The sequence below is a fragment of the Spirosoma pollinicola genome (assembly GCF_002831565.1).
In the GTDB taxonomy this organism is placed as follows: domain Bacteria; phylum Bacteroidota; class Bacteroidia; order Cytophagales; family Spirosomataceae; genus Spirosoma; species Spirosoma pollinicola.
On record NZ_CP025096.1, the window covers coordinates 1,970,041 to 1,982,716 of the forward strand.

A 12,676-nucleotide genomic window follows, 5' to 3' on the forward strand; every position below is an offset into this window, starting at 1 on the left:
ACTGACATGAGAAGCAAATTTGTAAACTATATAAATCGGGCACTACTCTGCGGCATCGCTCTGACAGGCCCTTTCGGTTGCACCGAGTTTCTAAAAGAGCAGGCCCCATCAAACCTGACGCCGGATAGTTTTTACACTATCCCTGACCATGCCGAAGCCGCTTTGGCGTCTACTTATGCCAGCCTGCGGTTCATGGGTGATGGAGCGGGTATCTTCTCCAGCAACTGGCAGCTGCTTGAAGCCCTGACCGGTACATCCACCACCGAAACGGCGCAGAACTCCGACCTTAATAACCTCTATGGATTGGTTCATGACGGCAACACCGCCCACGTGGTGAACTACTGGAACGGTCTGTACCGGGTCATTGCCAATGCCAATCAGGTAATCGAGAAAGTGCCGGGCATTACGCCGATGGATGCCGCTCAGAAAACTAAAATCATTGGTGAAGCTCGATTCTTACGGGCTTCGGCCTACTTTACAGCGGTACGCTTATGGGGCAATATTCCCCTGATTACCAAGCCTCAAACGGCTGCCTCGGACGATTTCTTACCCGCGCGGGCAGCACAGGAAGACGTATACAAAGTAATTGTCGACGACTTACTGGTGGCTGAAGCGGCTGGCTTAGCCTGGATGGATGCAAGTGGTCGGGTCAACCTGGCTGCAGTGAAAACCCAGCTCGCCAAGGTCTACCTCACCATGGCCGGGTTCCCCCTCAGCAAAGGTGCTTCGCATTACAAACTGGCGGCTGATAAGGCACTGGAGGTCATCACCTACGCCAATGCCAACCCATCGACAATCAACCTGTTCACTACGTATGATGACGTTCACCGGGAAAGCACCGAAAACCGTGTCGAGCACCTCTTCATGCTTCAGTACAACACGACTGTAGCGGGTAACCCCATGGACAACTTCTTCCCGAACTTTAAACCCGTTACTTACAACGGGCCGGGTGGAACGGGAAGCTCCGTGCCCACGGCAGCCTTCTACAACTCCTACGAGCCAGGTGATCTGCGGACAAAGGATCAGGCGGGGTATTTCTACACCACCTACTTCACGAACGGCAACGGAGCGCCTTTTGCGCTGGGTGCCCCCTACGTCTTCAAACACTTCAACCGGACGGCCAATGGTACGGCTGGGGTAGCTGGCTCGCGGCAGAACAACCTGAACGTACCCCAAATCCGCTTCGCCGAAACGCTGCTGATCTACGCCGAAGCGCAGAACGAAGTGGGCAGTCCTACCCAGGCGGCTTATGATGCGTTCAAGCGGATTCGGGATCGGGCCACGCTGACCACCCCGGCCCTGGGCGCCTATACGCAGGCCACTTTTCGGGAAGCCGTCTGGAGGGAGCGCTGGCGGGAACTGTGCTACGAGCAAATCACCTGGTTCGATATGGTACGCTTGCGGAAAGTGTATAACGAGAAAACCAATGGATTCGACAATTTCGTGGGCCACATAAACCTGAGTTCCAACCAGGCGTTGCAGGAAAAACACCTGCTGCTTCCGCTGCCTAAGCAGGAACTGCTGAACAACCCCAACCTGAAAACACAGAATCCAGGTTACCCGGGCGTTTAACTGCGTTAATTTGTCAACCTAAACCTATAAGGTCTCAAAGACCTTATAGGTTTTTTTTATGTATCATTCTATCTATAAAGCCTGATACCGATTGAATCAAATCGGATTTATACTTAAGTAGTAAAGTCAAGTTTCCATAGCGTCATAGCGACTATTTTTTCATCTATAACTATATGTTAAAACTATCAAAACGAGCAATATTTATTTTAATACTCTTTAGAAGGGACTTGAAGAACATCATACCTACTTAAGTGTAATTACTCAACTAATTTTGAGTAATTATCTCTATATATTTTTTTACAAATAAACAACTGTAAGTATATTTTTTTAATAACCCTTAAATTATCTTTTAATTATTTTCTAATCTACACGAGTAGTTTAGAAGCACTATGTTATTATTTCTAAAAATAATCCTCTCATTGTCTAATTTTCTTTTCCTACTAATCTTAGACGGTTACTTTCTTGTAACTTTTTTATGAAAAAACACTTACCACCTCAATTCATGTTCGATAGGATAATTAAAGGGCTAACTACTCAGCTTTTAGTAGCTATACTATGTGTTAGCCTTACCTATGCGAAGAGTCCGTTTGACCGCAATCCACGTACAGAACGTCCCGAAGCCACTGCCGACAGAACGCTGACGGGACAGGTCAGAGATGAGAAAAATGAAACCTTACCCGGCGTTAGTGTCATCCTGAAGGGTACTCAGCGGGGCACCGTTACCGATGCCGATGGCCGTTATAAATTAGATGTGCCCGATGGTGGTTCTACACTTGTGTTTTCGTTTGTCGGTTATCTAACGCAGGAGGTACGCCTTGGCAATCAAACATCCATTGATATTAGCCTGAAAGCCGATAGTAAAGTATTGGACGAAATTGTCGTTATCGGATACGGAACCGCCAAAAAATCAGATTTAACAGGGGCAGTTTCGGGCGTAAAAGAGGCTGAGTTGCTTGAACGGCCCGCGCCTTCACTCAACCAGCAGCTTTCGGGCCGCATGCCCGGTGTGCAGGTCAACACCAACTCGGGTCGTCCGGGCGGACGAACAACCATTCGTATTCGGGGATTTAGCTCCATCAACTCCTCCAACAACCCGCTTTACGTTGTGGATGGTGTCATGCTTCCACAGGGAACCGGCGACCAGTTCAGTAACCCAATCGACTACATCAACCCCAACGATATCGTCAATGTCGAAGTATTAAAAGATGCTTCATCGACGGCTATTTACGGGGCACGGGGAGCCAACGGCGTTATTCTGGTATCGACCCGGAAAGGAAAAGCGGGCGAAAGCCGGGTTACTTACGACACTCAGTTCAGCGTCAACACCATCGGGCCTAACAAGCCCCAGGTCTTGAATGCAAAAGAATATCTGGCTACCGAAGATCTTGCCTATGCCAACATGGCCAAATTCGATCCCGTCGGCTGGGCCGCCGGCAAGTGGACTTATCTGGATCCCAAGGTGCGCCGGACCGCTTTCAGTGCCGCTCACCCTGGTGTGTTCGATGCCAATCTGAATCCATTATACGATACGGACTGGTTCAAAGAATCAGCACAGAGCGTACTATCGCAAAACCATCAATTAGGATTCAGCGGAGGTAACGAGCGCACTCAGTACTCGCTCTCGCTCAACTACCGCGACGATCAAGGGCTGATCAAAACGTCGTACATGAAACGTTACTCGGGTCGCTTCTCTATTGACGATCAGGTAAAAAGCTGGCTTAAGATCGGGGGTACACTGAGCTACAACAACCAGAGTGAAAACCTGGTCGACGTCAATGACGCCGTGGCCCGCCAGATTGTTGAGGACTTTCCGTTCCTGCCTGTACGCTATCCCGATACCGGTGTTTTTGCCGAAAACCGCGATTATCCATATGCCGAAGGAACGATGAGTTCGGTCCACCGCTTAATGGACCGCAAGTACATTCAGAATACGCAAACCATTTTGGGTAGCTTATTTACAAACATCACGTTTGCGAAAGGGCTGGAAATGCGCACTGTACTGGGTACCAACATCCAGACCCAGGAAGTTAATCAATCGCAAACCCGCACGCTGAACATCGGCGGTAACGGCAATGCATCGACCAACAACAACCGTACGTCGTTCTGGTCGCTGGAAAACTACCTGACCTACAACAAGCAGTTCGGCCAGGACCACTCGTTTACAGGGCTGCTGGGTCTGTCGTGGCAGGAAACCAACACCTTTGGCATCGGTGCCAGTGTGAGCGGATTTGCTACTGACTATTTTGGTTTCAACAACCTGGGCGCTGGTGCCACCAACCCATCGGTTAGCTCGGGGGCTTCGCGGTTCGCGTTCAACTCGTACTTCGGACGGATCAACTACGGCTACAAAAACAAATATCTGTTTACAGCTACGGGGCGGGCCGATGGTTCTTCTAAATTCGGAGAGAACAACAAATTTGCCTTTTTCCCCTCAGCGGCTCTGGCCTGGCGGATCTCGGAAGAAGACTTCCTGAAGGGTAATCCGATCGTCTCGAACATGAAACTTCGTGCTAGCTATGGCCTGACAGGGAACTCGGAAATTCCCCCTTATCAGTCGCTGTCGTTGCTTAGCTCTACCTACGCTACCATCTACAATGACGGACGTGTTAGTGGAACGGGGATCAACCGCTTGGCCAACCCTGATTTGAAATGGGAGAAAACGGCTCAGACCGACGTAGGTCTGGAGATTGGTCTGTTCAAAGGGCGGGTTAATGTAGAACTTGATTACTACTATCGCTTAACCACCGACATGCTCCTTGATGCACCTGTTCCACGCACCAGCGGCTATGCTACTATTCGCCGGAATGTAGGATCGATGCAAAATAGAGGCTTTGAATTTGGCCTCAACACGGTAAACATTAACAAGGGTACTTTTAGCTGGAACACAACCTTTAACATCTCGCTGAACCGCAATAAAGTATTGTCGCTGGCTACACCATCCGATATCTTCGGCGTAGGGGGACCAAACTTCACGAACCAGACCAATATTATTCGGATTGGTGAGCCAGTAGGTTCATTCTGGGGCTTAACCCGCGCAGGTGTGTGGAGCGAAGCTGAACGCGAAGAAGCAGCCAAGTTCACCAGCTACCGCAATGGTCTGACCATTCTGCCCGGCGACATCAAGTACCTGGATGTTAACGGCGACAAGGCCATCACCGATGCCGACCGCAGCATCATTGGCAACGGCAGTCCAAAAGGCTGGGGGGCCATGACCAACAATTTCCGCTTTGGCCAGTTCGACGCTACACTTGAACTACAGTACATGTTCGGTAACGATGTATTGCTCATGAACCTGCACCCTAGTGAAGACCGGCAGGCGCTGGCAAACAGCTACTCATCGGTACTCAATGCCTGGACACCAACCAACCAGGGAAGCCAGATTGCCCAGGTTCGGGATACACGTGCGGGCTACGTGACCAACGTCGATAGCCACTGGGTAAAGGATGGATCATTCCTACGGGGTAAAAATTTACTGTTTGGTTACACCTTACCCCCTGCGGTTACGAACAAGTTGAAGCTAAACCGGCTCCGCGTATATGCTTCTGCGCAAAATTTCTTCCTGCTTGTGAAAGATCCTATTATTGGCGACCCAGAGGTGACGCCTACCAATCAGGGTACCGGGGATAATAATAGCGCCTTCTCGCAGGGTGAAATCTGGCACAACTACCCAAAACCAACTACGTACCTGCTAGGTCTCCAAATCGGATTATAATCCACAAACGCATTTAACTTATCTGACATTTCTTTTCTAGTATGAGACATACACTCGTAAAACATATAAGCCGGGCCTTGCTATGCGGAATTGCCCTAACCGGACCAATTGGCTGCAAGGATTTTCTGGAAGAACAAGCTCCATCGAACCTAACGCCTACCAGCTTCTATACAATTCCCGACCATGCCGAAGCGGCTCTGGCATCGGTATACGCCAGCCTTCGGTTTATGGGCGACGGAGCGGGTATCTTCTCCAGCAACTGGCAGCTGCTCGAAGCTCTGAGTGGTACATCCACCACCGAAACGGCGCAGAACTCCGACCTTAATAACCTCTATGGATTGGTTCATGACGGCAACACGGCGCACGTGGTGAACTATTGGAACGGCCTGTACCGGGTTATCGCCAACGCCAATCAGGTAATCGAGAAAGTGCCGGGCATTACGCCGATGGATGCCGCTCAGAAAACCAAAATTATTGGTGAAGCTAAATTCCTTCGGGCTTCGGCCTACTTTACAGCCGTTCAGCTTTGGGGAGATATTCCCCTGATTACCAAGTCACAAACGGCCGCTTCAGATGATTTCCTGCCCGTTCGTTCCTCTAAAGAGGATGTGTACAAACTGATCGTTGATGACTTGACTGCTGCTGAAGCGGCTGGTCTGGCGTGGATGGATGTGAGCGGTCGGGCGAATCTGGCTGCGGTGAAAACCCAGCTGTCCAAAGTTTACCTGACAATGGCCGGATTTCCCCTCAGCAAAGGCGCATCGCATTACAAACTGGCTGCCGATAAAGCCCTGGAGGTGATTACCTACGCCAATGCCAACCCATCGGTAATCAACCTCTTCACGACCTACGAAGATGTCCACCGCGAGAGCACGGAAAACCGCGTTGAACACCTGTTCGAGCTTCAGTACAATACGCTGGTAGCGGGTAACCCTATGGATAACTTCTTCCCGAACTTCAAACCCGTTACTTACAACGGGCCGGGTGGAACGGGAAGCTCCGTGCCCACGGCAGCTTTCTATAATTCGTATGAAAAGGGCGACTTGCGGGCCAAGGATCAGGCGGGGTATTTCTACACCACCTATTATACCAATGGCAATGGGGCTGCCTTCGATCTGGGTGCTCCCTATGTGTTCAAACACTTCAACCGGACGGCCAATGGTACGGCGGGCGTTGCTGGCTCGCGGCAGAACAACCTCAACGTACCCCAAATCCGGTATGCCGAGACGCTGTTGATCTACGCCGAAGCGCAGAACGAAGTGGGTGGACCTACCCAGGCGGCTTACGATGCGTTCAAGCGGATTCGGGACCGGGCCACGCTGACCACCCCGGCGCTGGGCGCTTATACACAGGCTACCCTCCGGGAAGCCGTATGGCGGGAACGCTGGCATGAACTGTGCTACGAGCAAATCACCTGGTTCGATATGGTGCGGCTGCGGAAAGTGTATAACGAGAAAACCAATGGCTTCGACAATTTTGTGGGCCATATAAACCTGAGTTCCAACCAGGCGTTGCAGGAAAAACACCTGCTGCTTCCGCTGCCTAAGCAGGAACTGCTGAACAACCCCAACCTGAAAACACAGAATCCAGGTTACCCGGGCGTTTAACTGCGTTAATTTGTCAACCTAAACCTATAAGGTCTCAAAGACCTTATAGGTTTTTTTATTTTATATCCCCTGCAAAGGCTGGTACAAAGTCCATCGGCATGAAATGTCACCCCGTTAAGAGGAGGTCTCCGGCTCGGTATGATGCATTACCTTGAATAAGCTCCCTGCTTCGGGCTCTATTTTTTTTAATTGACGTTTCATAGTATATGAGTATTGTTACACAGAGATGCACGGAGAAAAACGGAGATACACAAAGAAAAAATTATAGAAACTCTGTGTATCTCCGTTTTTCTCCGTGCATCTCTGTGTAACAATTTTACCAAAGAAACTGTAATTCATTTTCAATCGTTTATATAGCAACATACTACTTCACAAAACGACATGAAACGAATTCACATATTGGCGCTCAGCCTGCTATTGATGGCAGGATGCGCACAGGGCCAATCGAAAGACTATACACCCGCTAAACTTCCTGAGTTAAAAAATGGTGAAGCGGTGGCAACCTTTGCGGGCGGCTGCTTCTGGGCTTTGGAGGAAGGTATGAACCAGCTCAAAGGGGTTCGGGAAGTGATTTCCGGTTATGCCGGAGGAAACGTTAAAAATCCGACCTACGAACAAGTTGGTACCGATGAAACCGGTCATGCCGAATCTGTGCAGGTTTACTACGACCCTAAAGTCATTAGTTATGCTGAACTGCTTGACGCTTTTTTCGCTGGCCACGACCCCACCACGCTGAACCGTCAGGGGCCTGACGTAGGTCGTGATTACCGGTCAGTGGCATTCTACCGGACGCCTGCTGAAAAAACGGCTATTATGGACGCGATCAAACGCACCAATGAGTCGAAACATTATGCCAACCGGGTTGTAACAGAGGTGACACCCTTGACGGCTTTTTACCCCGCTGAGAATTACCACCAGAATTACTTCGCTCTGCATCCAAATCAGCCTTACATCCAGAGTGTTTCGTTGCCTAAAGTTGAAAAGTTACGGAAGGCAATGGTAGGGCATCTTAAAAATAATACGTCGTTAACAATGAATGACTGATTATTAATAACAAACCGGCAATACAGCATTAGTACAGGATAATAGATTATGAAAATAGCCGGTTCGAACCGGCTATTTTTGCAATATGAATACATCTACCTCTTTACCTAAATCACATAAAAACCGCTTCATCCAAAACTTACTGACGTTCTTTTTGAACCGACAGGCAGTGGCGGTCGGGTTGGTCTTTGCCTCCGACAGTATCCTTTTCGGTAGCTGGGTGGCGCACATTCCGTTTGTAAAAGCCAAACTTCAACTTTCGGATGCTGAACTAGGTCTTACACTGTTTGCCATGCCAATCGGCTTGCTGGTCATGAACCCACTAACGGGCTGGATCATTGCCAGACTTGGCGAAGCACGGGCCTGTTTCTGGTCGGCAGTGGGCTTAACGCTGGCTGTTTGTATTCCGCTTAATGCCCCCAATCCGGCGGTTCTGGCGGTTGGTCTATTTTTAATGGGGCTGAATGCCGCCCTGATCAATGTGGCGATGAATACCACAGCCACAAATATTGAGCGCACGCAGGGCATCGTGATCATGTCGTCGTGTCATGGCATGTGGAGTTTGGGCGGTCTTTTTGGTTCGGGCATTGCCGGAGCCGTTATTGCCCTCCATGTGTCGCCACCGATACACATTGCTGTTATGGCCGGGCTGATATTGATCATGACGTTTGTGCTGCAACCGGTACTGGCGCAAATACCGTCGAGCAGCCGGACAGAAACGGGCGAAAAAGCCGGTTCGTCGTTTGTAAAACCAAACCTTGACTTGCTGCTAATGATTTTCATTGGCCTGGCATTGGCTATGGGCGAAGGCGCTGCCTTCGATTGGAGCGCGGTTTACCTGCGCGAAACGCTCGGTGCCAGTAGTCAGATTGCTGCACTGGGTTTTGGTGCTTTTTCGCTGACAATGACCAGTTTTCGCTTCCTAGGCGACGCTATCATCCCACGAATTGGCGCCAAACGCTGGCTGCAAGTTGGCGGTGTGGTGGCCGCTTTGGGGCTACTGTTTGCCATTGCCCTCCCCTATCCGTCAACTGCTCTGATCGGATTCGGCTTACTGGGGGCAGGCTGTTCGCTTGGGGCGCCGGTTTTATATGCGGCTTCCATGCGCGTGCCGGGCATTCCACCCGCAGCGGGCCTGGCTACCTTTGCAACGTTTAGCTTTATTGGCTTTCTGGCCGGACCACCCATTATTGGCTTCGTAGCCGAAGCTTTTGGTTTGTATTATGGGTTGGGGTTCGTGGCCGTTATTTTGCTCATCTCGGCAGGACTGGCCAAAGTAGTTAAGCTGTTTTGAAGGCGGCCCATTTGTAATCCTGTCCAAAAAATGTGTCCTATTGTTCACCAAACGTAATTAACGAATCCATGACAGTAGCCGTTGCAACAGCACCGAAAAAGCGAACGAAATCGGGGGTACCAGCCTACCTGATTTACGAGACGCTCAATGGGCGTGCGCTGTATTACCGTGGTTACCGTGACGTAACCACCGGAAAAAAAACGCCTGCCGAAATTATGGGAAGTAGTTCATTACAAGCCATACTTGTATCACTAATACATGGCTTTCTATTCACGCACATTGACCGAAAACACTATTTACTGGCAACTAATGAGTCGGGTATTCACCTCGACAGGGGGACTGATCTTTCCAACGACATTGCCATTTTCGATAAATCCACCGGTCTGACACTGACGGATAAGTATTTCGACATACCGCCTAAAATCGCTATTGAAGTAGACGTACGTATTGAACCAGGCCAATTTGAAGGGAAAGAGTCGGGGTACGTATATGAGAAAACAGAGCGTTTGCTCGCCTTTGGCGTCGAGACCGTCATCTGGATTACCACCCAGCCCAAAAAGATAGTTGTGGCCACACGCACTTCGCCCTGGTTAATTCAAAACTGGGATGCAACCGTACCCGTTCTGGACGATGTGGTTCTGAATCTGGCTGATTTATTACACGAAGAAGGAATCGAGTTTTAAGTGTTTTATTACTCTTCGTTGACTGCTACGGCCAGCAGATACCAAGCCGCATGTGGTAACCATTGTTCGGCCCATCGCCAGTCGCTATCCTTCCCGGTCATTTTATATGACAAGTTAAAATCAATATCGTCTTCATTCGTCATACCGGATGTGATCCCATTCACGATACCACCTGGCGCATTCGTATATTCAAAAGTGCCAAAAAATCCGTAAGTCGGGTTGTTATGCCCGGCCCCTTGCAGCATACAGGCGTCATACGGATTCATCCCCAATATCCAGTTTAATTGATCCATCGCAAACCCTTCTAACTGAGTACGAAGGAGTTTGTCATCTTCAAACAGTGTAGCCGCCAACCGGGCCGCCGTTGCCATTGATGCAATTCGGGCGTTTTCGCCCTGCCACCAGGGGGACGCTTCGCTGCCGTGCGGAAAGAAAAACGTGCTGCGTCGGTTGCCTACTGTATCCTGCACCAGTTGCCGACTATAGCCAAAGGGATTCTTGACTTCGTGCGTGATGGACAGTTCATGCTGGATCGACAGTTTGATGACCTGCTTGATTTTTTGCTGCATATCGGAAGTTGCCAGCGGGTAATAATACACCAGACTAATTAAGGGCAACCCAGCATCTGAAGGGTGAAAAAACGGTCTGTCCTGCTCATCGGCCCGCCAATAATCTTTATAGTTTTTCCAGGACGAAAGTCGATTCAGAAGCTGCTGTGCCCGTTTATCAGCGGCTTGCCTATAATTATTTTTTTGCGTGGCCTTATATAATTCAGTCGCTGCACTCAAAGCACAGTAGTCATCAACGATGTTTTCTTTGCCATCATTGGTCATGGTTACGTTTTCTTTTTCCAGAAAGGCAAAGGCATCCTCGGCTGCTTTCCGGTAGTCGGCGGGGCTGAAATCTCCCGATAGTTCGCCAGCATAAGTCGATGCCATTGCCAGAGAAGCAATCGCCAGCCCACCACCCGACCGGTAGCTAACCTGGTAGTTTCGCCAGTTCGTTTCGTCGGTTGCGCTGGCAAGGGTTTGATCTTTAGTTTGTTTAATTCGGTATGCTTTATCCTCTGCCTGTATGACACGATCTTTTGCCAACTTACCCGGCCCTGGTGCTTTTACGGACCGGTAAAACGAGCCATCTTTAGCCTGCACCCGCACCAGATAATCGGCCCCATACATGGCTTCGTCAAGCAACCGGCGTGTATACTGCCGAAAATCCGTACCTGTCCGCTTGGTCAATTGAGCATGTGTTTTCAGTAAACTCCAGGCTGTCAGCGAGATTTGCTGGGGATTAAAATACGACGTGAACGTCAGATGTGACAAGTGCTTGCCGTAATCGCCGGTAGCATCGTACCAGCCACCGTGTACATCGAGCGTGTCGGAAGGGCGCCCTGCCAATATTAATTTATGATCGGCTTTATCCAATAATCCCGAGCTGCGCTGGCCTTTGAAATAGTAGACTACATCCGACAAAGTAAATTGTTCCAATACATTTTTACTGATCGAAAATGGATAGGACGAGACAGGCTTACCTTGCGCCATAACCTGAACCTGGTAGGTTCCTTCAGTAGTATAGTCGCTGAAATCGATTGTCCAGAAAAGCCAGTTTTTCCACTTATTTACGGGGCCGCTAAATACAGGTTTTCCGGAATAGACAACGTTGGCAGTTGACGTGTTGATGAGTTGAAACGTTGGAATTGAAACGTGTTGTTCGGCCATGATAACCGCTCGCTTGGCCTTACTCCCCTCATAACCCACCTGATTAGTTAAAACCTTGACAGATTGCGCGTTGAGCACGTATGAACTATGAATAAGCAGAAATAAAAGTAGTTTTTTTGCGGAGTGATAACGCATTGACTTCTGGGTAATTAGATGAGGGTGTATGATCGGTTGACAATTATAGGCAAGAAAGAAGCAGTTACTTTTTTGTGCCCGCTGCCCAAAAGATTGCATTTCGGAAGATGGTCAAGAACGCCTGATTTTGAAGTAAGTTGGGGTGATGGCCCATGAAAATGTAAACGTTACGCGCCTTCATGCGCTCATTAGACCATACGACCGGGTGGTCGCCCATTTTGAGTTCTGAGTCAGGCGAGTAGGTTGACTCATCGACAGTGGCCAGCACATTTACATTAGGGCGTGGGCTTTTATCATAGGTATACCACTCCTCTTTCTGCACCTCAAAGGCAACCGGTACGCCTTTCATGACAGGGTGCTTTTTCGCTTCTACATGAACGGTTGCTTTAGCGAAACTGGCAATGTAATTTTTATAGCGAATTCCACCCATAAAATCGGAAAACCAGGGCCACATCTGATATCCATCAAACTCGCCCAGTAAGGTAGCGTGGTGAAAGCCAATCCAGCCGCCTTTTCCTTCAATAATGTATTTCTGGAAGGCCGCTTTTGCGGTGTCGCTCCACATGTAAGGCGGGTAATTCAGTTGGATAAATAATTGGTAACGAGCCAGAAACGCATCATTAATAGGCTCCGTGTTTTCGATGTAATCGATTGTGAAGTTATTCTCAGCCGCTTCGTTTGCGAGCCATGTTTTTGCGGCCGACACGAAAGGCGCATGAATACCGCCCGCTTCGGCTATAGCCAGTACGCGAAATCGAGGTTTCTTTACCTGCCCAATCGTTAAACCACAGAAACCAATACTAAGCAGAAGCGTAAATAAACCGACCCGTCGCATAAGGTATTTCATCATCCATGAATAAGGGCAAAGAAACACACAAACAAACGAACCTTCATAGAAAAACAGTAGTTGA

8 protein-coding genes are annotated in these 12,676 nt (G+C 49.3%); 6 read left to right on the plus strand and 2 right to left on the minus strand.

All coding sequences use genetic code 11. The features are described 5' to 3' along the window. Window positions 1–6 precede the first annotated feature (6 nt). The 6 genes from CWM47_RS08385 to CWM47_RS08410 all read left to right on the plus strand — a co-directional run bounded on the left by CWM47_RS08385 (window position 7) and on the right by CWM47_RS08410 (window position 9,912). Entirely contained in the window at window positions 7–1,572 is a 1,566-nt protein-coding gene (locus tag CWM47_RS08385; RefSeq protein WP_100987552.1) for a RagB/SusD family nutrient uptake outer membrane protein, read from the plus strand. Window positions 1,573–2,047: 475 nt separating this feature from the next. Further along, the gene (locus CWM47_RS08390; RefSeq protein ID WP_100987553.1) at window positions 2,048–5,284 is read left to right on the plus strand and encodes a SusC/RagA family TonB-linked outer membrane protein; all 3,237 of its coding nucleotides are present in this window, start codon (window positions 2,048–2,050) and stop codon (window positions 5,282–5,284) included. A 41-nt stretch (window positions 5,285–5,325) separates the two neighbouring features. Then, window positions 5,326–6,891 carry a RagB/SusD family nutrient uptake outer membrane protein gene (locus CWM47_RS08395; RefSeq protein ID WP_100987554.1) on the plus strand — a complete coding sequence of 522 codons (1,566 nt, stop codon included), beginning with the start codon at window positions 5,326–5,328 and terminating at the stop codon, window positions 6,889–6,891. A 381-nt stretch (window positions 6,892–7,272) separates the two neighbouring features. Continuing rightward, window positions 7,273–7,935, plus strand: a complete 663-nt coding sequence (gene msrA, locus CWM47_RS08400; RefSeq protein ID WP_100987555.1) for a peptide-methionine (S)-S-oxide reductase MsrA — start codon at window positions 7,273–7,275, stop codon at window positions 7,933–7,935. 85 nt (window positions 7,936–8,020) lie between these two features. After that, on the plus strand, window positions 8,021–9,229 hold the full coding sequence (locus CWM47_RS08405; protein WP_100987556.1) for an MFS transporter: 1,209 nt from the start codon (window positions 8,021–8,023) through the stop codon (window positions 9,227–9,229). A 68-nt stretch (window positions 9,230–9,297) separates the two neighbouring features. Next, window positions 9,298–9,912, plus strand: coding sequence for a hypothetical protein (locus tag CWM47_RS08410; protein WP_100987557.1), 615 nt, complete (start codon window positions 9,298–9,300; stop codon window positions 9,910–9,912). A gap of 8 nt (window positions 9,913–9,920) precedes the next feature. On the opposite strand, the gene CWM47_RS08415 is transcribed toward CWM47_RS08410, so the two are convergent. Further along, window positions 9,921–11,765, minus strand: a complete 1,845-nt coding sequence (locus CWM47_RS08415) for a glycoside hydrolase family 9 protein (RefSeq protein ID WP_100987558.1) — start codon at window positions 11,763–11,765, stop codon at window positions 9,921–9,923. 64 nt (window positions 11,766–11,829) lie between these two features. After that, window positions 11,830–12,615 (minus strand): ThuA domain-containing protein, encoded by a 786-nt coding sequence (locus CWM47_RS08420; protein WP_240625781.1) that lies wholly within the window; start codon window positions 12,613–12,615, stop codon window positions 11,830–11,832. Between the last annotated feature and the right edge of the window lie 61 nt (window positions 12,616–12,676).

What these genes read in the sequence shown, in the direction of transcription:
- CWM47_RS08385 (WP_100987552.1), top strand. Translation starts at nt 7, where the DNA reads ATGAGAAGCAAATTTGTAAACTATATAAATCGGGCACTACTCTGCGGC.
- CWM47_RS08395 (WP_100987554.1), top strand. Translation starts at nt 5,326, where the DNA reads ATGAGACATACACTCGTAAAACATATAAGCCGGGCCTTGCTATGCGGA.
- CWM47_RS08415 (WP_100987558.1), bottom strand. Translation starts at nt 11,765, where the DNA reads ATGCGTTATCACTCCGCAAAAAAACTACTTTTATTTCTGCTTATTCAT.
- msrA (WP_100987555.1), top strand. Translation starts at nt 7,273, where the DNA reads ATGAAACGAATTCACATATTGGCGCTCAGCCTGCTATTGATGGCAGGA.
- CWM47_RS08420 (WP_240625781.1), bottom strand. Translation starts at nt 12,615, where the DNA reads ATGATGAAATACCTTATGCGACGGGTCGGTTTATTTACGCTTCTGCTT.
- CWM47_RS08405 (WP_100987556.1), top strand. Translation starts at nt 8,021, where the DNA reads ATGAATACATCTACCTCTTTACCTAAATCACATAAAAACCGCTTCATC.
- CWM47_RS08390 (WP_100987553.1), top strand. Translation starts at nt 2,048, where the DNA reads ATGAAAAAACACTTACCACCTCAATTCATGTTCGATAGGATAATTAAA.
- CWM47_RS08410 (WP_100987557.1), top strand. Translation starts at nt 9,298, where the DNA reads ATGACAGTAGCCGTTGCAACAGCACCGAAAAAGCGAACGAAATCGGGG.